The sequence below is a fragment of the Bradyrhizobium sp. 44 genome (assembly GCF_023073095.1).
GTDB lineage: Bacteria > Pseudomonadota > Alphaproteobacteria > Rhizobiales > Xanthobacteraceae > Bradyrhizobium.
In genome coordinates this window covers 88,855-108,483 of record NZ_JADPIY010000043.1, presented here as the reverse complement: position 1 = coordinate 108,483, position 19,629 = coordinate 88,855, and the positions used below count along the sequence as shown (strand labels likewise).

Genomic DNA, 19,629 nt, shown 5'->3' with positions numbered 1-19,629 from the left:
GTTTGTGAACCACGACTTTGTAAACCACGTCCTGACGGACTTCGCCGCGAGACCGTCCGCTTCAAATCGCCTTACGCCGAAGCGCCAGTAATGCGCGTCAGCAAGCCTTGTGGGTCCGCGGGCGCGGCCTGCCCGCGCCAGGCGATGTGCTGATCGGGCCGCGCCAGCACCAGCTTCTCGGCATACGCGCCGTTCGCTTCGTCCGGCGCAATGTCGACTAGCGCGAGCGGAATGCCGCGCTGCTCTGCGGCAGACTTCAGTGGCGCCACATCGATCGCCGGATCGAACCGCAGCAAAGTGTAGCCGGCGCCGAAGGCATCGTAGAGCGATCGCCCGTCCCGCAGAAACAGGTGCGGCGCGCGAGCGCCCGGCACGGTGGAGGGCGTGAAGCTGCCCATCGCGTAGGCCGGCGGCGTCTCGCCGTCATAGGCAATGATCGGCGAGGCATCGTAATAGTAGCCGAAGTTCAATCCGGCGCAGCAATATTGCTGCACGTTGAGATCGTAGGCCGCCCTGGCCAGCGCTGCGCGCGCCGCGTGGCCGCGCGGCGTGTCGTCCTCGATCTCCGCGGAGACTCCGCCACGCTGCGCCATCATCTTCATCGCATGCTCCATGGCAAAGCGCGACACCTGTTCGGTGATGGGCTGACGCTCCGCCTCGTAGGCATCGAGGATCGAAGCCGGCGCCCACCCGTTCAGATGCGCCGCCACCTGCCAGCACAGGTCGACGGCATCCGCAATGCCCGCATTCATGCCGTAGCCCGCATATGGCATCCACAGATGCGCGGCGTCGCCGCAGATGAAGACCCTGCGGTCGCGGAAGCGATCGGCGACAAGCCGGCGGCCGACCCAGTCCTCCTTGCTGAGGACGCGGTATTCGAAGCGCTCGTCGACGCCGAGAATGGCGCGGATCGCCCAATCCCGATCGACCGAATCAAATTCGGGTTCGTCTGCCTTCAGGTGATTGTGGATCAGCCAGCGGTCATGACCGTCGATCGCCACCGTCGTGCCTGAACGTCGCGGGTTGAGCGAGAGCACCATCCAGGCTGGCTTGTGCGCGCCCATCAGCTCCTTGAGCTGCGGCGCTTCGATGAAGGTCGATTGCACCCGCTGGATCACCGGCGTGCCGGACAGGTTGGCACCGATCGATTTGCGAACCAGGGAACGGCTGCCATCGCAACCGATCACAAAGGAAGCCTCGATGCGGAGCGAGCTTCCGCTGTCGAGGTCGCGCGCCAGTGCAACCACATGGTCATCATTCTGCTCGATGTCCGTGATTTCCGTGCGCGGCAGAATAGTGATGCGCGACTGGGCGGCGGCATGGCTGAACAGGATCGGCTCGAGATAGACCTGGTTGATCCGGTGCGGCGGCTCGGGCGTCGGCCACCAGGTGTCGGGACCGCCGGTGGCGCTGTAGCGGCGTGCGCGCGAGGGAATGTCGATGCGGCACAGCTCGATGCCGGTCGCCGTGGTCCGGTAGGAGCAGTCGTTCGGGAAATCCGCGGGCAGGCCCGCGTCGCGCAGCTTTGCGGCGACGCCAAGCCGGCGGAGGATCTCCATCGAACGCGCCGAGACGTGGTTGCATTTGACGCTGGGCGGATCGCCGGCATGGCGGATCTCCGCGACCACGACGTCGATCCCACGGGAAGCCAGATCCATCGCCGCGGTTAACCCGACGGGCCCGGCGCCCACCACCAGCACCTGTGTTCTCATGTTCGTTTCCGATCCGTTGGCGATTGCGGCTTCACCGTCCACGGCATGCATTTTATTGCATGCTCGCTTATGTGATAAGTCGGAAAGAACTCATCAATTCATGAGCTTTGCCTATGAATGTCACTTTGCGGCAATTGCAGGCCTTCACCGGCGTGTACCGGACGCGCAGCATCACGCGGGCCGCGCGCGAGCTGGGAATCACGCAATCGGCGGCGAGCCTATTGATCCAGCAGCTCGAAGCGCAGCTCGGCGTCAAACTGTTCGATCGCTCCACGCGTTCGGTGCAGCCGACGCTGGCTGCTGACGAGGCAGTTCACGCCGCCGAACGCATGCTGGGTGATGCGCTGGGCCTGTCGCGGCGCATGCGCGACCTGGCGCAGGCGCGCGCCGGCCGGGTCGCGTTTCTCGCCTCAGCCGGTACCGCATCGGCACTGCTGCCCTCGGTGCTCGCTAAATTCCGGGCAGGCTATCCCGACATCGAAATCGACATGCGCGACGTCGCCGCCGACGATCTCGTTCCGCGTCTGAGCGCGACGGATGCGGAGTTCGCGATCGGCAGCGTCGAGGGAGACTTCGCGGAGCTGACGATCGAGACGCTGACCCGCGGCCGCCTGAGCGCCATCGGCCGGCGCACCGCCGACTTCGCGGCACGCCGCTCGCTGACATGGGACGAGTTGGCTCAGATGCCCACGATCGCAATGCGGGGCGAGACGCGGATTCGCATGCAGATCGATCAGGCGCTGGGCACCCAGGGCAAGCACCTCAACCCAACCTATGAAGTGACGCTGATCAATACCGCACTCGCCATGACGGCGCAGGGTCTCGGCCTCGCGATCCTTCCTGCGACGATGCTGCCGGCGGATCAATTTCCGACTCTGATCGCAAAGCCGCTGATACGCCCTGCCATCACCCGCCCGGTGTCGCTGCTGCAGCGCCAGGGGCGGACGTTGTCGCCAGCCGCGCAGGCGTTTGTGGCGACGGCGCGGACGGTGCTGTCGGAGCGAGAGCCTGCAAGATCAGACTGATCTACCGAGCTTTCTGTAAGCCGTTTTGTTGTGGCGGATGATGTTGGCGGAGAGGGAGGGATTCGAACCCCCGATAGGCTTGCACCTATGCCGCATTTCGAGTGCGGTGCATTCGACCACTCTGCCACCTCTCCTGAAGGCGCCAAGTAAGGAGCAGGGCCCCTGTGGTTCGGGCGTTAATAGGCGAGGATGGCGGGCCAGACAAGGCGCGCGAGACGAAAATCAGGCCGGTTTCCCGGGTGGACCCCACGATGTCGCGGTGGCGACGGGGACGACCCTCGGATTTCGGCGGCGGTTTGCGTGGAAATGGGCGTGAGCCGTTTGCCAATGCCCCCGCGTAAAGCCCGGGGCGGCTCCATCGAGGCCCGAATCACCGGTCTCCCGGAAAGCCCATGGATGCCCCAAGCGCGAACCCGAAAAGGGGTGGGACCGCCAGACGCGGTAAACACTGGCGGTCCCGGTGCCGCTCATTAAAATTCTGGCCGGGAAGGGCGGCTTCGCCGGCCAGGTGAGGCGACGGTTCCGACCGTAGCGTGCGGCCCGTGCACCGCAACGCAATCCGGTCCTTAACCTAACCAGTCAAGGTTACTCCTTGTCGGACTTGCCCTTTTTCTTCCCATTGCCCGTGGAATCCCCGTCTTTTCCGTTGTCCTTGTCTTTGCCGCTGTCCTTGCGGCGGTTGGTGAAGCGGGCATTGCCGAGCCCGGTGCCGATGGTGAGCACGCCCCAGCGATCGACGTCCTGCATGAACGGCACCTCGGAGAGGCCCTGAACCACGCCGTCATTGTGCATCAGGATCGCGGTGTCGTGCTCGCCGATTTGCGGAATGCCCTCGAGCAGGCTCGCCGGCAGGTTGAACTTGCTGCTCTCCCAATTGCCCGGCAGGTTCTGCGCGCCTTTCTCGATGGAGCCGTCCGCGTTGATCACGCCGGGACAGGCAATGCCGATGAACGGCGCCAGCTTGTAGCCTTCCTTTTCGGCCTCGGTGATCAGCCCCTTCAGCATCTTCGTGAGCCGCTTCACCGCGCCTTCGCGCGTCGGCTCGTCGTCGGCATGACGCCACAGCTCGGACTTCACGACCTTGGCTTTCGACAGGTCTTTTGCCTTTTTCCAGCTGGTCTCCACCAGGCCGCAGCGGATGTTGGTGCCGCCGATATCGACGGCGAGGATGCTGTCATGGGCCTCGAAGATCCATGACGGCGCCAGATGCAGCGCGCCGATCAGGCCGGCTTCGTCGGGATGATGACGGATCGGCACCATGTCGATCTTGAAATCCTCGGACATGAGGATGATCTCGGTGCGCGCGATCGCGAGCTCGCCGAGCCGGGAATCGCGAAAGCCGCCGCCGACCACGATGCGCTCGGTCTTGGCCCAGGCCTTGGACTTGAGGAAGCGGCGGGTGACGTAAGCGAGTTCCTGGGCGAAGTCCTCGATGGCGCTATGCACCACCGCCCAGGCCTCGGTGTCGTCACCGACCAGGATGGCGTCCAGCGTCTTCTTGCTGATCTCGTCGGACGGCTCCTTGCCGAACGGGTCCTCGCCGGACTTGCGCAGCGGCTTGCGCCAGCGCTCGAGAATCTCGCGGAACGCGCCCTTGCTGGCGCGGTCGCCGATGAACCCGTCCTCGTCCTTCATCTCGATGTTGAAGCTGTCGATATCCACCGAGGGCAGCCGCTCCGCGCCGTGATGGGCAATGCCCGTCGTCGTCTTGACCAGCTCGTCTGTTGCCATGGTAAGCCCCTTGCCCGTGTGACCGAATTCGCCGGGACAACGGCGGGGGAACCTGTTGGTTGCGGCGCGGTCCGAAATTCGCCGCGGGGCCGGATCGGGCCTAAATGCTTCAAATCGGGCCGTTTTTCGCCGGCTTTTCCTTGACTCCAGGGGATCAGCGGCTATAAATCCCGCAACCGGCGCGGGGCGTTTCTCGCGCCGCTTGTTTTTGTGTGGGTTTTCAAAGGGATAACTCCCGCCCGCACAAAACTCGCATAAACCCATAACGACTGACAAAAAGCCGGCCCCGACACTATGTCGCGAGGCCGGGAATGAACACGAAGGAAAACAACGATGTTCGCAGTCATCAAAACCGGCGGCCGGCAGTACCGCGTCGTTCCGGATGATGTCCTGGAAGTAGGCAAGATCGAAGGCGAAGTCGGCTCGATCGTGCAGCTCAATGAAGTTCTCCTGGTCGGCGGCGACACGCCGATCCTGGGTCTGCCCACGGTCGCCGGCGCCTCCGTCGCGGTCGAGGTGCTCGATCACAAGCGCGGTCCCAAGGTCATCGCTTTCAAGAAGCGCCGCCGCAAGAATTCGCGCCGCAAGCGCGGCTATCGCGACGAGATCACGGTGCTGCGCATCTCGGAGATCCTGACGGACGGCGCCAAGCCCACCAAGGGGCCGCGTCCGAAGCGGGAAAAGGTCGTCAAGCCAGAGACCACGACCGAAGAGGCCGCCGCATAATTTGATCACGCGCCATCACGAATTGATGCGTGAGAAATTGTGAAATGATTCCGTCAAGGAATTGATCTAGAAATACTCAGGATTTCGGAGACGAGCCATGGCTCACAAAAAAGCAGGCGGTTCATCGCGCAACGGTCGCGATTCCAAGGGCAAGCGCCTCGGTATCAAGGCGTTCGGCGGGGAAGTTGTGATTCCCGGCAACATCATTGCGCGTCAGCGCGGCACCACCTGGCATCCCGGCCTTAATGTCGGCATGGGCACGGACCACACCTTGTTCGCCAAGATCGAGGGCCGCGTAACGTTCCAGGCCAAAGCCAACGGCCGCACCTTCATCTCGGTGCTCCCGCTCGCAGAGGCGGCTGAATAGACGGTGGATCAAATTTGGAGTCCGCCGGGTCCCAGACCGAACCGGCGGAGTCCTTGAGATCAAAATAGATCGAAGGCTCCAGGGGAGGCGGGAAACCGGCCTCCCCTTTCGTTTGCGTGCTCACTTTTCACTTTAGTGACTTCGACGGAGCCGGACATGTTGCAGGATTTTTCGAGCGTGACCTTGCGGGAGGCGAGACCGAGCGTCGTCGCCACCGAGCGGCTGACGTTGCGGCGGCCGACTCTCGCCGACGTCAGGACCATCGCCCTCCTCGCCAACGATCCTCGCGTTGCCGAAAACACAAGGCGCCTCCCTCATCCCTATTCGCAGGACGACGCCGTCGCCTTCGTCCGCACGACCGCCGTGCCCGGCGGCGAGACCGTGTTCCTGATCGAGCATGACAGCGGCCCCATCGGCATGGTCGGCATCGACTGCTCGACGCCCGGCAATGCCGAGCTCGGCTATTGGCTCGGAGTCGAGCATTGGGGCCGCGGCTTTGCCACCGAGGCCGCGCGCGGCGCGATCGACTTCTTTTTCGAGGAGTTCGAGGACGATCATCTCTATGCAGGCGCGCGCGTCACCAACCCGGCTTCGCGCAACGTGCTGGAGAAGTGCGGCTTCCAGTGGAGCGGCGTCCAGCTGCATCGCTTCCTGGCGCTGGGCTCGTCCACGCCGGTCGACTGCTTCCGGCTGTCACGCGGCGTGTGGGCTTCGCTGAAGAGCTGGAGCAGTGCGAGGCGTGTGAGGTAGGGCGGAGGCGGCGCCACGCTCTCAGCGTCGTCCCGGCGAAGGCCGGGACGACAGCGTGGTTACGCCGGCGGATTCACCTCTCCGCCTCCACGCCCGAGATCGCGCTCACGCAAGTAAATATAGAACCCGGCGCCGATGATGATGGCGGCGCCGATGATGGTGGCGATCTCGGGCACGTCGCCGAACACGACGAAGCCGAAGATCACCGCCCAGACGATCATCGAATATTGATAGGGCACGACGACGCTGGCCGGCGCGAGCTTGAGCGAGCGGTTGACGCAGAACAGCGCCGTGACCGAGACGCATCCCGCCAGCGCGAAGATCACGAGGCTGCCCGGTGTCGGCGGCACCCAGTGGAACGCCGACAGCACCGCACCCAGCAAGAACGTGCCGACGAATTGCGACGACGCCATCACGATGTCAGGCGTCTTGCGCAGGCTGCGCGTGATCAGCATCAGCGTTGCGAAGGAAAGACTGCCACCAAGCGCGATCAGCGCCGGCAGGCTCACCGTCTGTGCCGATGGCCGCAGCGCGATCAGGACGCCGCAGAAGCCGACCAGGATCGCCGTCCAGCGCCGCCAGCCGACCTTCTCGCCGAGAAAGATCGCCGACATCGCGGTGACGAAGATGGGCCCGGCGAGATAATAGGTGATGACGTCGGCGAGCGGCAGGTAGACCGTAGCCAGGAAGAACGCCGCCACTTCCAGCGTCGACAACACGACGCGAAAGAGCTGAAGGCCCGGGCGCTCCAGATGCAGGAACTGGTGACGCTGCCGCCAGACCAGCGGCGACAGCAGCAGCAGCGCCGCGCAGGCGCGCAGGAACAGCAGCTGCCCCACCGAATAAGTCCCGACCAGGAACTTGCCCATGGCATCGCCGAACGAGAACATGAAGATCGACAGCACCATGAGTGCAATCCCGGCCAGCCGCGCCGAGCGTTCGTCATAGGCCGAGAGATTTTTGAAAAGGGGCATTGCTGTCGTTCGTGGAAACTCGTCATTGCGAGGTGCTCTTGCGACGAAGCAATCCAGACTGTCTCCGCGGAGACAGTCTGGATTGCTTCGCTTCGCTCGCAATGACGAGCGGAGAGAGCGTCGAAACGGCGACCAGAGTCGCTTGCGGTCGTTTTAATGACGTGAGCGCCCGCGACAAGCCCAGGCAAGCCGAATTGAACGGATTGCCGCACTCTTCGCGTCGCGGTAGCGATAGGCGCCACCGAACGAAAGAGCCAGGAAAGAGCTTAGCCATGACCGACTTCGACCCGGCCCGGCATCGCATGATCCCCGCGCAACGCTGGTTTGAGGATTTCGTAGTCGGCGAGCGCTTCGTGCTGCCGAGCCGCACGCAGACGACGGCCGTGTTCGCGGCCTTCCAGACAGCGAGCGGCGACACCCATCCGGTGCATTACGATGTGGAGTATTGCCGCAGCCGCGGCATGCCGCATCTGCTCGCCCACGGTTTCCAGACACTGATCCACACCGCACCCGGCGCGGGCCTGTTTCCGTTCATGGTCGAGGACTCCCTGGTCGGCTTCCTCGAGCAATCCAGCCGGTTCCTCAAACCGGTGTTCGCCGACGATACAATCTATCCCGCGCTCGAGGTCACCGAGCTGGTGCCGGGACGCTCGACCGGCGCCGTGACGCTCAAAAGCACCGTGTTCAACCAGCGCAAGGAGCTGGTGCTGGATGGCACGCAGAAATTCCTGATCCGGCGCCGGCCCCTCTGACGTCGTCCTGTGGTTAAGCACGGCCACAAATCGCCGAGTTTCGGCCGATTTGCGGGTCTATCCGGGTTGCCGCGCGGGACCGGCTGGCCTACCTATGGCCCATGAAATTCCTAGACGAAGCAAAGGTCTATATCCGCTCCGGCGACGGCGGAAACGGCTGCGTGGCGTTCCGCCGCGAAAAATTCATTGAATTCGGCGGCCCCTCCGGCGGCAATGGCGGCCGCGGCGGCAATGTCATCATCGAGGTCGCCGACGGCCTGAACACGCTGATCGACTATCGCTACCAGCAGCACTTCAAGGCCCAGAAGGGCGAAAACGGCTCGGGCTCGGACCGCCACGGCGCCAATGGCAAGTCGATCGTGCTGAAGGTCCCCTTGGGCACGCAGATCTTCGACGAAGATCGCGAGACCATGATCCACGATTTCACCACGGTGGGCGAAAAGTTCGTGCTGGCCGAAGGCGGCAATGGCGGCTTCGGCAACGCCCATTTCAAGACCTCGACCAACCGCGCGCCGCGCAATGCCAATCCCGGCCAGCCCGGCGAGGAGCGCTGGATCTGGCTGCGGTTGAAGCTGATCGCGGATGCCGGCCTCGTCGGTCTGCCCAATGCCGGCAAATCGACCTTCCTCGCCAAGGTCAGCGCGGCCAAGCCGAAGATCGCCGACTACCCCTTCACCACGCTGCATCCGCAGCTCGGCGTCGTGAATGCCGACGGCCGCGAATTCGTGCTGGCTGACATTCCCGGCCTGATCGAAGGCGCGCATGAAGGCGTCGGTCTCGGCGACCGCTTCCTCGCCCATGTCGAGCGTTGCCGCGTGCTGCTGCATCTCATCGATGCGACCTGCGAGCACGCCGGCAAGGCCTACAAGACCGTGCGAACCGAGCTGGACGCCTATGCCGGACAGCTCACCGACAAGATCGAGATCGTCGCGCTGAACAAGATCGACGCGGTCGAGCCGGACGAGTTGAAGAAGCAGAAGGAGCGGCTGAAGCGCGCCGCCAAGAAGACGCCGCTGCTGCTCTCCGCGGTCACCGGCGACGGCGTGCAGGAAGCGCTGCGCGCCCTGGCGGACGTGATCGGCGAGAGCCCGGTGTCTGCGAAAGCGAAGAGCGCGGCCGAAGCGGAGCCTTGGTCGGTGTGATTCGTCGTCCCGGCGAAGGCCGGGACCCATAGCCACCGAACGCGATTTGGCGAAGATTGGTCATTGCCGTCTTGCGCCACGACTTCTGCTGAGGAGTATGGGTCCCGGCCTTCGCCGGGACGACGTTGGGAGAGGTTGTCACCGGCGTTCCGATAGCGCAGCATCCAGCAATCAAGAAACGGCAGGGATGATTCATGGCGCGCGCGAAGAACGTTCTCTGGATCATGTGCGACCAGCTTCGTTACGACTATCTCGGCTGCACCGGCCATCCCACGCTGAAGACGCCGAACATCGACGCCATGGCGAAGCGCGGCGTGCTGTTCAGCAAGACCTATGTGCAGTCGCCGATCTGCGGTCCCTCGCGGATGTCGTTCTACACCGGGCGCTACATGCGCTCGCACGGCTCGCACTGGAACGGCTGGCCGTTGCGCATCGGCGAGCCCACCCTCGGCGATCACCTCAAGAAGCTCGGCGTGCGCAACGTGCTGGTCGGCAAGACCCACATGGCGCCCGATCTCGAAGGCATGACGGCGCTCGGCATCCCGCCGGAATCGATGATCGGCGTGCATGTCGCCGAATGCGGGTTCGAGCCCTATGAGCGTGACGACGGCCTTCATCCCACCGGAAGGCCGCGTCCGAAATACGACGAATATCTGCGCCAGCAGGGTTTTGATGCGCCCAATCCCTGGGAGCATTGGGCCAATTCCGGCGCGGCCGAGGACGGCTCGCTCCAGAACGGCTGGTTACTCGTGCATGCCGACAAGGCCGCGCGCGTGCCGGACGAGCATTCCGAGACGCCCTACATGACGCGGCGCGCGATGGACTTCATCACCGAGGCCGAGACCGACGGCAGGCCATGGTGCCTGCATCTGTCCTACATCAAGCCGCACTGGCCCTACATCGCGCCCGAACCGTACGCCAGCATGTATTCGACATTCGACATGATTCCGGTGATCCGCTCCGAGCGCGAGCGGCAGAATCCGCATCCGGTGTTCGGCGCCTATATGGACATGCGCTACTCCCGCAACATGGCGCGCGACGATGCCCGCGAGAAGGTGATCCCGACCTATATGGGCCTGATCACCCAGATCGACGACCAGATGGGCGTGCTGATGAAGTTCCTGGAGGAGCGCGATCTGCTGGACACCACCATGATCGTATTCACCTCCGATCACGGCGATTATCTCGGCGATCACTGGATGGGCGAGAAGGATCTGTTCCACGAGCAGTCGGCGAAGATTCCGTTGATTGTCATTGATCCCTCGAAGGAGGCGGATGCGACGCGCGGCACGCGCAACGATGCTCTGGTCGAAGCCATCGATCTCGCGCCGACCTTCGTCGACTATTTCGGCGGCAAGGTGCCGGGCCATATCCTCGAGGGACGCTCGCTGCTGCCGCTGCTGCGGGGCGAGACTCCGCCGGATTGGCGCAAGGTAGCGTTCTCCGAATACGACTATGTCATGCAGGACGTGCGGCTGAAGCTGAACCAGCCGATCGAGCGCTGCCGCCTGTTCATGGTGTTCGACGGCCGCTGGAAATACATCCACGCCTCAGGCTTCCGCCCGATGCTGTACGACCTCCAAACCGATCCGGAAGAGTTTCTGGATCGCGGCGACGACCCCGAGTGCGCCGGCATCAGCGCGCGGTTGCAAGCTGAGCTGTTCGACTGGGCGCTGCATCCCAACGACCACATCACCACGTCGCGCGAGAAGATCGCGGCCTATGCCGACAACCAGCTCCAGGTGAAGGGCGGGATCCTGATCGGGATCTGGGACGAAGCCGAGCTGGCGTCGATCAAGGACGGAATTGAACAGCGCGCGAAGCTGTAGGTGAGCGGAACGACGCTCTCTCGGCTCGTCGTGCCCGGGCTCGACCCGGGCATCCACGTCTTGCGTCAAGTGGCGGTGCACGTGGATGGCCGGGACAAGCCCGGCCATGACGGCGTAGAGCGGAAAACAGAAACTAATTCTCGATCTTGTATCCCGTCGCCTTCACGATCGGCTGCCAAAAGGCGGTGTTTGCGGCGAGCTCCTTCGTCAGACCTTCCGCGCTGCTGCCGACCGGAATCAGCCCGATCGCCGTCAGCTTCTCCTTCACCTCGGGCTTGGCGAGCGCGGCGCTTGCGGCAGCGCCGAGCTTGCTCGCGAATTCCGGCGAGCTGCCGGCAGGAAGCCACATGCCGTACCAGGCGTCGGCGACGAGATCGATGCCGCTCTCCTTCAAGGTCGGCACCTCCGAAGCAAAGGGTGAACGTTCGGCGCTCGCGACCGCGATGATCTTCACGCCCTTGGCACGATGCTGCGGCAGCGCGTCGGCCAACGTGACGATGCCGAACGAGACATGACCGCCGATGATGTCGTTGAGGATGGGCGCACTGCCCCGATAGGGCACGCGCGTCATGGCAACGCCGAGGTCCTTCTCGAGCTTGGAGCCCATGAAATGCGGGATGGTGCCGTTGCTCGGCACGCCGAACGACGCCTTGTCCGGATGCGCCTTCAGCCAGGCGACGAATCCCTTGAAATCCGCGGCATCGATCGTCGGACCGATGACGACGGCGAACTCAAACCGCGCCAGCAGCGAGACCGGGACGAAATCCTTGGTGGTTTCGAAGCTCGGGGTCGTCTCCACCATCGGCAGCAGGTACATCGTGGGCCCGGTCGTCACCAGCACCATGCTGCCGTCGGGGCTGCCGCCCTTCACCGCCTTGATGCCGATCAGGCCGTCACCGCCGGTGCGGTTCTCGACCACCATTGTCCGCTGCAGCGCCGGCGCCATCTCCTGCGCGATCAGCCGGCACAGCGTGTCGCCGCCCGCTCCCGCCGCGAACGGGAAGATCATTTTTGTCAGCCCGGCCTGAGCTTGCGACCCGCCCGCCTGCGCCAACAACGGCAACCCGAGGCATCCGGCGATGAAGTTGCGGCGGTCCATTGGTTTCCTCTTGAGCCCATTTTGGTTGGCGACAGTGAGAGCCAGACGAGCGCTCCGGACAAGCGCCGTTTACCGGACCTGCCGCCTTGCGCCGGCCATCGTCCTGCTGCAAAAGCGGGCCTTACCGGCGCCGCTCTCCAGCACATACACACACCACATACACAGATGGCCAGCCCCGAACTCAGTCAATTCCGCCGCATCGTCGTCAAGGTCGGCTCCGCGCTGCTGGTCGATTCCGACAAGGGCGAGGTGCGCGCGTCCTGGCTTGCCGCGCTCGCCGACGACATGGCCAAGCTGCATCGCGACGGACGTGACGTGCTCGTCGTGTCCTCCGGCTCGATCGCGCTCGGCCGCAGCCGCCTGAAACTGCCGCGCGGCCCGCTGAAGCTGGAGGAGAGCCAGGCGGCCGCCGCCGTCGGTCAGATCGCGCTGGCCCGCATCTGGTCGGAGGTGCTTGGCGCCCACGGCATCGGCGCCGGCCAGATCCTGGTGACGCTGCAGGACACCGAGGAGCGCCGCCGCTATCTCAACGCGCGCTCCACCATCGGCAAGCTGCTGGAGTGGCGCGCCATCCCCGTGATCAACGAGAACGACACGGTCGCCACCAACGAGATCCGCTACGGCGACAACGACCGCCTCGCCGCGCGGGTCGCCACCATGGCGAGCGCCGACCTGCTGGTGCTGCTGTCCGACATCGACGGGCTTTACGACGCCCCGCCGAAGAACAACCCGGACGCCAAGCTCATTCCCGTCGTCGACAGCATCTCCTCGGAGATCGAGGCTGTGGCAGGCGACGCCGAGTCCGAGCTATCGCGCGGCGGCATGCGCACCAAGGTCGAAGCCGCAAAAATCGCGACCACCGGCGGCACGCATATGCTGATCGCCTCGGGCAAGATCGAGCATCCGCTTCAGGCGGTCGCCGATGGCGGCCGCTGCACCTGGTTCCTGACGCCTGCCAATCCCATCACCTCGCGAAAGCGCTGGATCGCGGGCTCGCTGGAGCCGAAGGGCACCCTGACGATCGACGCCGGCGCGGTCGCGGCGCTGCGCGCGGGCGCCAGCCTGCTGCCGGCCGGCGTGATCAAGGTCGAGGGCCAGTTCGCCCGCGGCGATGCCGTGATCGTGCGCGGCCCCGACACCAGCGAGGTCGGCCGCGGCCTGATCGCCTATGACGCCGACGATGCCGAGCGGATCAAGGGCCGCTCCTCCCCGGATGTCATGGCCATCCTCGGCATCAGCGGGAGGTCCGAGATGATCCACCGCGACGATCTGGTGATGGGCGGGTAACGCTCGGCAGGCGCCCAAACCGTCGTGCCCGGGCTTGTCCCGGGCATCCACGTTCTTTCTTGCTGGCGGTAAGGCGTGGATGGCCGGGACAAGCCCGGGCATGACGTCGGAGCTGGGCCAGTGGCCGAGGTGGCACAACACCGGGAGACCTGCCATACCCGCCCCGCCCTTCGCAAAAGCGGGATTTCCGTGCTAGGACACTGCCTTAGCAGAAGGTTGAAACTCCCATGGCCGCCCCCCTCAAAGCCGTCGACGGCAATGCCGATCTTCAGGCGCTGATGACCGATCTCGGTACCCGTGCCCGCGCTGCCGCGCGCGTGCTGGCGCTGGCGCCGCCGGAGCAGAAGAACCGGGCGCTCGAGGCCATGGCACGGGCGATCCGCGACAACGCGGCCGCGATCCTTGCCGCCAATGCCGAGGACGTCACCGAGGCCCGCGCCTCAGGCAACGCCACCTCGTCCTTCATCGACCGCCTGACGCTGACGCCGGCGCGGGTCGAGGGCATGGCCGAGGGCATCGATATCGTGCGCGGCATTGCCGATCCGGTCGGCATCGTCACCGAGAGCTGGCAACGGCCGAACGGCATGACCATCGAGCGCGTGCGCGTGCCGCTCGGCGTCGTCGGCGTGATCTTCGAGAGCCGGCCGAACGTTGCGGCGGACGCCGGCGTTCTGTGCCTGAAGTCCGGCAATGCCGTGATCCTGCGCGGCGGCTCCGACAGTTTCCGCTCCTGCCGCGCGATCCACGACTGCCTGGTGCAGGGCCTGCGCGAAGCGGGCCTCCCCGAGGCCGCAATCACGCTGGTGCCGACGCGCGACCGCGCGGCGGTAGGCCAGATGCTGTCGGGATTGAACGGCGCCGTCGACGTGATCGTGCCGCGCGGAGGCAAGAGCCTCGTCGCACGCGTCGAACAGGAAGCGCGCGTGCCGGTGTTCGCGCATCTCGAAGGCGTCAACCACGTCTATATCGACGGCAGCGCCGACCTCGCCATGGCGAAGTCGATCGTGCTCAACGCCAAGATGCGCCGCACCGGCGTCTGCGGCGCCGCCGAGACGCTGCTGGTCGATCGCGCCGCTGCCGGTAAAAACCTCAAGCCGCTGATCGAGATGCTGATCGAGGCCGGCTGCGAAGTGCGCGGCGACGACGCCGTGCAAAAGACCGATCCGCGCGTCAAACCCGCGAGCGCGGACGATTGGGACACCGAATATCTCGATGCGATCATCGCAGCGAAGGTGGTGGACGGCGTCGACGGCGCGATCGCGCATATCCAGAACCACGGCTCGCACCATACCGATGCGATCGTGAGCGCCGATGAGACCGTTGCGAAAAGATTCCTGAGCGAGGTCGATTCCGCGATCGTGCTGCACAACGCCTCGACGCAGTTCGCCGACGGCGGCGAGTTCGGCTTCGGTGCCGAGATCGGCATCGCCACCGGCAGATTCCATGCCCGCGGCCCGGTAGGCGCCGAGCAGCTGACGAGCTTCAAATATCGCGTTCACGGCACCGGGCAGACGCGGCCGTAGACGACGCAGGGCGCGGGGCATTGAGCAACAATTTCGTCGCGCCACGTTTCTTCGCGCAGGCCATACCGACCCATACCTCTGGCATGCGCATCGGCCTGCTCGGCGGCTCGTTCAATCCGCCGCACCAGGCCCATCGCGCTATCAGCCAGTTCGCGCTGAAACGTCTCCAGCTCGATCGCGTGTGGTGGCTGGTGACGCCAGGCAATCCGCTGAAGGAGAACGGCGCGCTGCATGAGCTCGGCGAGCGCATGCAGGCGGCACGCGAAATGGCCGACGATCCCAGGATCGAGGTGAGCTGTCTCGAATCCGTCATTCGCACGCGCTATACTATCGACACGATCAACACCTTGCGCCGCCGCCTCTCGGGCTTGCGCTTTGTCTGGATCATGGGCGCCGACAACCTCGCTCAATTCCATCGTTGGCAGCACTGGCGGCGCATCGCCGGTCAGGTACCGATCGCGGTCATCGACCGCCCGCCGCAGAGTTTTCGCGCCCTCGCCTCTCCCGCCGCCCAGGCGCTCAGGCGCTATCGGATGCCGGAGAATGAGGCGCCATTGCTTGCGGATCGGGCCGCCCCGGCCTGGGTGTTCCTGACCGGAATGAAGCTGAATCTCTCGTCGACCGGCTTACGGAACCCGGACGGAAGCTGGAAAGGTACGAAGTGAGTCAGATTGTGCGAACGCCATGTGGCTTCGGGCTCTCTGGCATATTGAAACCCTTAACCCCACATGATGTAGTGTAACCAGTGAGCGCCGGATTCGGCGTTCGCGATACAGTGAAAGGAATGGTCCCTGACCACATCTGTATTGTCCAAGACAGCCTCACCCAAGACGGCTTCACCGAAGTCTGTTTTACCCAAGGTTGCCAAGCCGACGCGTAAAACATCGACCAAAGCTGCGGGCTTGAAGGCGCAACCCGACGCCGACAAGACGCTGAGCCTGATCCTCTCCCGCCTCGACGACATGAAGGCGGAAGAGACGGTCACCATCGACCTTCGCGGCAAATCGGCCTACTCCGACTACATGATCGTCACCACCGGCCGGGCCAACCGGCACGTCGGCGCGATCGCGGAGAACGTCGCCAAAGGCCTCAAGGAAAACGGCATCAAGAACATCCACGTCGAGGGCTTGCCCAATTGCGACTGGGTGCTGATCGATTCCGGCGATGTGATCGTGCACGTGTTCAGACCCGAGGTCCGCGAGTTCTACAGTCTCGAGAGATTGTACACGCAGGGCCCAGGGGCGGCGAAGGCGATCTGAGAGGCTGCTGGCCGATTTCGAATCGGCTGACGCGCATGCTAGCGTCGTGCGCGCGCAGATCGCGCGCGGCCCAGAAAACACGACCCTGAACATATCATGCGCATAGCCGTCATTGCGGTGGGTCGGCTGAAGCAGGGCCCCGAACGGGAGCTTGCCGAGCGCTATTTCGAGCGCTTCGACGAGGCCGGCCGCAAGCTCGGATTCCGCGAGCTCGCCATCCACGAATTGCCCGAAAGCCGCGCGCGCGATACCGCGACGCGGATGGCCGAAGAGGCGGCGGCGATCTCCGCGCATGTTCCCGAAAAATCGGTCCTGGTGGCGCTGGACGAGCGCGGCCAGAATCTGGATTCGACCGTATTCGCACGGCATCTCGGGCGCTGGCGCGACGAGGGTGCCGGTCATACTATCTTCATGATCGGAGGGGCGGACGGACTTTCGCCCGAATTGCGCCGTAAGGCCAAGCTCGCGATCGCGTTCGGCTCTGCGACCTGGCCGCATCAAATGGTCCGCGTCATGCTTCTGGAACAGCTTTATCGGGCCGCCACCATTCTGGCCGGCCACCCCTATCACCGCGCGTGATCCGCGCCACAACGAGCACCTTTGCTTAAAGCGATGCGAGCGCCAATTCTCAACCTGCTGCTGATCGCCGGCGTTTTGGGCTCAAGTATTTTGGGCGCAAGCCTCGCGCAAGCTCAGACGCCTGCACCGCAGACTGCGGCCGTCGCGCCCGATGCGATCAAGCAGCGCGAGCAGGAGCTCGAAGCCGCGCGCGCCAGCAAGAAGAGCGCGGAGGAAGCGCAGGCCAAGCTCAAGGCCGAGATCACCTCGCTCGGCCAGGACCGCACCCAGCTCAATCAACAATTGATCGACACCGCCGCCAATGTGCGCACTGTCGAGATCAAGATCGACGAGGCCGAAGTGCGGCTGCGATCGCTGAACGGCCGCGAGCAGGCGATGCGCAGCTCGCTCGATTTACGCCGCGCCGACATCGTCGAGGTGCTGGCGGCCTTGCAGCGCGCCGGAAGGCGGACGCCGCCGGCGCTATTGGTACGGCCCGAGGATGCCCTGCAATCGCTGCGCACGGCGATGCTGCTCGGTGCCGTCGTGCCGGAATTACGCGGTCGTGCCGAGAAGATCGCAAGCGAGCTCGGCGAGCTCGTGGCCTTGCGCAAGACCATCGCGACCGAGCGCGACCAGCTCGCATCCGACCGCGACAAGGTGCGTAACGACCAGACCCGGCTCGCGGCTCTGGTCGACGAGCGGCAGCGCCAGCAGGCGTCGCGCGAAAAGGACCTCGACGCCGAGAATGCGCGCGCCGTCGCGCTCTCACGACAGGTCGGCGATCTCCAGGGGCTGATCGCCAAGATGGAGCAGGATCTGCAAAGTGCCGCCAAGGCAGCCGAGAAGGCGGCCGAGGCGGCCAGGCAGGCCGAGGCCAAGGCGGCTGCAAACGCGGCCGCCAGCGCCAAGACCGGCCCCGGCGCTTTCAAGGACCGCTCCCGGACCACCCCGGCGATGGCCTTCGCCGCAGCCAAGGGTCTCCTGCCTCTTCCGGTTAACGGTAACAAGATCAGGGATTTCGGCGGTTCGGACGGGCTCGGCGGGGTCCAGAAGGGCATTTCGCTGGCGACCAGGCCCGGCTCCCAGGTCACGACGCCGTGTGACGGCTGGGTGGTCTATGCCGGCCCGTTCCGCAGCTATGGACAACTCTTGATCCTCAATGCCGGGGGCGGGTATCATGTGCTGATCGCCGGGATGGAGCGCATTTCGGTCAACATCGGTCAGTTTGTGCTCACGGGGGAGCCTGTCGCGACCATGGGGTCGACTTCTCAAGTCGCCTCCATTCTCGCCACGAACGCGAGTCAACCTGTGCTCTATGTCGAGTTCCGCAAAGACGGCACTCCAATCGATCCAGGCCCATGGTGGGCCGCAAATGAAGGCGAGAAGGTTCGCGGATGATGCGCAAGACTTCAGTTATCCTCCTCAGCGCGGCCACCGGTGCGGCGCTGACGCTGTTCGTGACGCAACCGCGCGCAGTCTTCATGGGCTCCAGCGCGCGAGCCGCCACCGCGGACACCTATCGCCAGCTCAATTTGTTCGGCGACGTCTTCGAGCGCGTGCGCTCGGACTATGTCGAGAAGCCCGACGACACCAAGCTGATCGAATCCGCGATCAGTGGCATGCTCACCGGTCTCGATCCGCATTCGAGCTACATGGACGCCAAGAGCTTCCGCGACATGCAGGTGCAGACCCGCGGTGAGTTCGGCGGCCTCGGCATCGAAGTCACGATGGAAGATGGCCTGATCAAGGTGGTCTCGCCGATCGACGACACCCCGGCCTCGCGCGCCGGCGTCATGGCCAACGACATCATCACCAATCTCGACGACGAGGCGGTGCAGGGCCTGACCCTGAACCAGGCGGTGGAGAAGATGCGCGGCCCCGTCAACACCAAGATCAAGCTCAAGATCATCCGCAAGGGCCAGGACAATCCGATCGACGTCACGCTGGTGCGCGACAACATCCGCGTCCGCTCGGTGCGTGCCCGCGTCGAAGCCGACGACATCGCCTATATCCGCATCACCACCTTCAACGAGCAGACCACCGAAGGCCTGAAGCGCGAGGTCGCCAACCTCTCGAATCAGATCGGCGACAAGCTGAAGGGCTACGTCATCGACCTCCGCAACAACCCGGGCGGCCTGCTCGAGGAAGCGGTCACCGTCTCCGACTCCTTCCTGGAGAAGGGCGAGATCGTCTCGACCCGCGGCCGCAATGCCGAGGAGACCCAGCGCCGTACCGCGCATACGGGCGACCTCACCAAGGGCAAGCCGGTCATCGTGCTGGTCAATGGCGGCTCGGCTTCGGCGTCGGAGATCGTCGCCGGTGCGCTGCAGGACCACAAGCGTGCGACCATCGTCGGCACGCGCTCGTTCGGCAAGGGCTCGGTGCAGACCATCATTCCGCTCGGAAGCGGCAACGGCGCGCTGCGTCTGACCACGGCGCGCTACTACACGCCGTCGGGCAAGTCGATCCAGGCCAAGGGCATCGTGCCCGACATCGAAGTGCTGCAGGACGTGCCGGACGAGTTGAAGTCGCGCACCGACACCAAGGGCGAAGCTTCGCTGCGCGGCCATCTCAAGAACGACGGCGACGAGAAGACCGGCTCGCAGTCCTACGTTCCGCCGGACGCCAAGGACGACAAGGCGCTCAAGCTCGCCGACGATCTGCTCCACGGCATCAAGAACAGCGCCTCCGCGGCGCCCACCCCGGGCGGCGACAAGGCCACGACCGACAAGCCCAAAGCGGCGAACTAAGTCGGCGCATCACGATCTGACGAAAAAGGGCGGCTCCCGGAGCCGCCCTTTTTTGCTTGGAACTCCTGCTATCCCCGGCCTATCCCGGCCTGCCGCCGCTTGACCTCGGCGTGGTATCGTCGTCTCGAGTGATTCGGGATCG

Annotated in this window: 18 protein-coding genes and 1 tRNA gene; 14 read left to right on the top strand and 5 right to left on the bottom strand. The window is 64.7% G+C overall.

Going from position 1 to position 19,629, the window contains the following annotated elements:
- Window positions 1-71: 71 nt before the first annotated feature.
- A complete protein-coding gene (locus IVB41_RS35500) occupies window positions 72-1,712 on the bottom strand; it encodes an FAD-dependent oxidoreductase (protein ID WP_247439461.1) in 1,641 nt (546 codons plus the stop codon).
- A gap of 113 nt (window positions 1,713-1,825) precedes the next feature.
- On the opposite strand from IVB41_RS35500, the gene IVB41_RS35495 reads away from it, so the two are divergent.
- A complete protein-coding gene (locus tag IVB41_RS35495) occupies window positions 1,826-2,737 on the top strand; it encodes a LysR family transcriptional regulator (protein WP_247439459.1) in 912 nt (303 codons plus the stop codon).
- Between the two features lie 44 nt (window positions 2,738-2,781).
- Here the strand turns inward: IVB41_RS35495 and IVB41_RS35490 are convergent.
- Together IVB41_RS35490 and IVB41_RS35485 are read right to left on the bottom strand one after the other, a co-directional pair.
- Window positions 2,782-2,871: transfer RNA gene (locus IVB41_RS35490), tRNA-Ser, on the bottom strand.
- A 451-nt stretch (window positions 2,872-3,322) separates the two neighbouring features.
- Window positions 3,323-4,468, bottom strand: a complete 1,146-nt coding sequence (locus IVB41_RS35485; protein WP_247439456.1) for an ROK family protein — start codon at window positions 4,466-4,468, stop codon at window positions 3,323-3,325.
- Between the two features lie 333 nt (window positions 4,469-4,801).
- Here IVB41_RS35485 and rplU point away from each other — a divergent pair, with 333 nt between their 5' ends.
- The 3 genes from rplU to IVB41_RS35470 all read left to right on the top strand — a co-directional run bounded on the left by rplU (window position 4,802) and on the right by IVB41_RS35470 (window position 6,311).
- Window positions 4,802-5,194, top strand: coding sequence for a 50S ribosomal protein L21 (rplU, locus tag IVB41_RS35480; RefSeq protein WP_027566432.1), 393 nt, complete (start codon window positions 4,802-4,804; stop codon window positions 5,192-5,194).
- 97 nt (window positions 5,195-5,291) lie between these two features.
- A complete protein-coding gene (gene rpmA / locus IVB41_RS35475) occupies window positions 5,292-5,561 on the top strand; it encodes a 50S ribosomal protein L27 (RefSeq protein WP_018459863.1) in 270 nt (89 codons plus the stop codon).
- Window positions 5,562-5,717: 156 nt separating this feature from the next.
- Window positions 5,718-6,311, top strand: a complete 594-nt coding sequence (locus tag IVB41_RS35470) for a GNAT family N-acetyltransferase (RefSeq protein ID WP_247400646.1) — start codon at window positions 5,718-5,720, stop codon at window positions 6,309-6,311.
- Window positions 6,312-6,370: 59 nt separating this feature from the next.
- On the opposite strand, the gene IVB41_RS35465 is transcribed toward IVB41_RS35470, so the two are convergent.
- Window positions 6,371-7,285, bottom strand: a complete 915-nt coding sequence (locus tag IVB41_RS35465) for a DMT family transporter (protein ID WP_247439453.1) — start codon at window positions 7,283-7,285, stop codon at window positions 6,371-6,373.
- A 272-nt stretch (window positions 7,286-7,557) separates the two neighbouring features.
- Here IVB41_RS35465 and IVB41_RS35460 point away from each other — a divergent pair, with 272 nt between their 5' ends.
- The 3 genes from IVB41_RS35460 (at window position 7,558) to IVB41_RS35450 (ending at window position 11,008) form a co-directional block, all read left to right on the top strand.
- Complete coding sequence (locus IVB41_RS35460; protein WP_027566429.1) at window positions 7,558-8,037, top strand: MaoC family dehydratase; 480 nt, start codon at window positions 7,558-7,560, stop codon at window positions 8,035-8,037.
- 101 nt (window positions 8,038-8,138) lie between these two features.
- Window positions 8,139-9,179: a GTPase ObgE gene (gene obgE / locus IVB41_RS35455; protein WP_027566428.1), complete on the top strand. Its 1,041-nt coding sequence runs from the start codon at window positions 8,139-8,141 to the stop codon at window positions 9,177-9,179.
- A gap of 194 nt (window positions 9,180-9,373) precedes the next feature.
- Entirely contained in the window at window positions 9,374-11,008 is a 1,635-nt protein-coding gene (locus tag IVB41_RS35450; protein WP_247439451.1) for an alkaline phosphatase family protein, read from the top strand.
- 133 nt (window positions 11,009-11,141) lie between these two features.
- Here IVB41_RS35450 and IVB41_RS35445 read toward each other — a convergent pair whose 3' ends face one another.
- Window positions 11,142-12,107: a Bug family tripartite tricarboxylate transporter substrate binding protein gene (locus IVB41_RS35445; protein ID WP_247439449.1), complete on the bottom strand. Its 966-nt coding sequence runs from the start codon at window positions 12,105-12,107 to the stop codon at window positions 11,142-11,144.
- Window positions 12,108-12,272: 165 nt separating this feature from the next.
- On the opposite strand from IVB41_RS35445, the gene proB reads away from it, so the two are divergent.
- The 7 genes from proB (at window position 12,273) to IVB41_RS35410 (ending at window position 19,487) form a co-directional block, all read left to right on the top strand.
- Window positions 12,273-13,394 carry a glutamate 5-kinase gene (gene proB / locus IVB41_RS35440; RefSeq protein ID WP_247439447.1) on the top strand — a complete coding sequence of 374 codons (1,122 nt, stop codon included), beginning with the start codon at window positions 12,273-12,275 and terminating at the stop codon, window positions 13,392-13,394.
- A gap of 227 nt (window positions 13,395-13,621) precedes the next feature.
- Window positions 13,622-14,917 carry a glutamate-5-semialdehyde dehydrogenase gene (locus IVB41_RS35435; RefSeq protein ID WP_247439445.1) on the top strand — a complete coding sequence of 432 codons (1,296 nt, stop codon included), beginning with the start codon at window positions 13,622-13,624 and terminating at the stop codon, window positions 14,915-14,917.
- A 20-nt stretch (window positions 14,918-14,937) separates the two neighbouring features.
- Entirely contained in the window at window positions 14,938-15,582 is a 645-nt protein-coding gene (locus tag IVB41_RS35430; protein ID WP_247358160.1) for a nicotinate-nucleotide adenylyltransferase, read from the top strand.
- Between the two features lie 237 nt (window positions 15,583-15,819).
- A complete protein-coding gene (gene rsfS, locus IVB41_RS35425) occupies window positions 15,820-16,176 on the top strand; it encodes a ribosome silencing factor (protein ID WP_007604366.1) in 357 nt (118 codons plus the stop codon).
- 96 nt (window positions 16,177-16,272) lie between these two features.
- Window positions 16,273-16,755, top strand: a complete 483-nt coding sequence (rlmH, locus tag IVB41_RS35420; protein WP_027566421.1) for a 23S rRNA (pseudouridine(1915)-N(3))-methyltransferase RlmH — start codon at window positions 16,273-16,275, stop codon at window positions 16,753-16,755.
- A 33-nt stretch (window positions 16,756-16,788) separates the two neighbouring features.
- On the top strand, window positions 16,789-18,135 hold the full coding sequence (locus IVB41_RS35415; RefSeq protein WP_247439442.1) for a murein hydrolase activator EnvC: 1,347 nt from the start codon (window positions 16,789-16,791) through the stop codon (window positions 18,133-18,135).
- Window positions 18,132-19,487: a S41 family peptidase gene (locus IVB41_RS35410; protein WP_018459850.1), complete on the top strand. Its 1,356-nt coding sequence runs from the start codon at window positions 18,132-18,134 to the stop codon at window positions 19,485-19,487. Before IVB41_RS35415 ends, IVB41_RS35410 begins: the two co-directional genes overlap by 4 nt.
- Window positions 19,488-19,629 lie beyond the last annotated feature (142 nt).

What these genes read in the sequence shown, in the direction of transcription:
- IVB41_RS35485 (WP_247439456.1), bottom strand. Translation starts at nt 4,468, where the DNA reads ATGGCAACAGACGAGCTGGTCAAGACGACGACGGGCATTGCCCATCAC.
- IVB41_RS35445 (WP_247439449.1), bottom strand. Translation starts at nt 12,107, where the DNA reads ATGGACCGCCGCAACTTCATCGCCGGATGCCTCGGGTTGCCGTTGTTG.
- IVB41_RS35470 (WP_247400646.1), top strand. Translation starts at nt 5,718, where the DNA reads ATGTTGCAGGATTTTTCGAGCGTGACCTTGCGGGAGGCGAGACCGAGC.
- rlmH (WP_027566421.1), top strand. Translation starts at nt 16,273, where the DNA reads ATGCGCATAGCCGTCATTGCGGTGGGTCGGCTGAAGCAGGGCCCCGAA.
- rpmA (WP_018459863.1), top strand. Translation starts at nt 5,292, where the DNA reads ATGGCTCACAAAAAAGCAGGCGGTTCATCGCGCAACGGTCGCGATTCC.
- IVB41_RS35410 (WP_018459850.1), top strand. Translation starts at nt 18,132, where the DNA reads ATGATGCGCAAGACTTCAGTTATCCTCCTCAGCGCGGCCACCGGTGCG.
- IVB41_RS35465 (WP_247439453.1), bottom strand. Translation starts at nt 7,285, where the DNA reads ATGCCCCTTTTCAAAAATCTCTCGGCCTATGACGAACGCTCGGCGCGG.
- IVB41_RS35495 (WP_247439459.1), top strand. Translation starts at nt 1,826, where the DNA reads ATGAATGTCACTTTGCGGCAATTGCAGGCCTTCACCGGCGTGTACCGG.
- IVB41_RS35415 (WP_247439442.1), top strand. Translation starts at nt 16,789, where the DNA reads ATGCGAGCGCCAATTCTCAACCTGCTGCTGATCGCCGGCGTTTTGGGC.
- IVB41_RS35450 (WP_247439451.1), top strand. Translation starts at nt 9,374, where the DNA reads ATGGCGCGCGCGAAGAACGTTCTCTGGATCATGTGCGACCAGCTTCGT.
- proB (WP_247439447.1), top strand. Translation starts at nt 12,273, where the DNA reads ATGGCCAGCCCCGAACTCAGTCAATTCCGCCGCATCGTCGTCAAGGTC.
- IVB41_RS35435 (WP_247439445.1), top strand. Translation starts at nt 13,622, where the DNA reads ATGGCCGCCCCCCTCAAAGCCGTCGACGGCAATGCCGATCTTCAGGCG.
- obgE (WP_027566428.1), top strand. Translation starts at nt 8,139, where the DNA reads ATGAAATTCCTAGACGAAGCAAAGGTCTATATCCGCTCCGGCGACGGC.
- IVB41_RS35460 (WP_027566429.1), top strand. Translation starts at nt 7,558, where the DNA reads ATGACCGACTTCGACCCGGCCCGGCATCGCATGATCCCCGCGCAACGC.
- IVB41_RS35500 (WP_247439461.1), bottom strand. Translation starts at nt 1,712, where the DNA reads ATGAGAACACAGGTGCTGGTGGTGGGCGCCGGGCCCGTCGGGTTAACC.
- rplU (WP_027566432.1), top strand. Translation starts at nt 4,802, where the DNA reads ATGTTCGCAGTCATCAAAACCGGCGGCCGGCAGTACCGCGTCGTTCCG.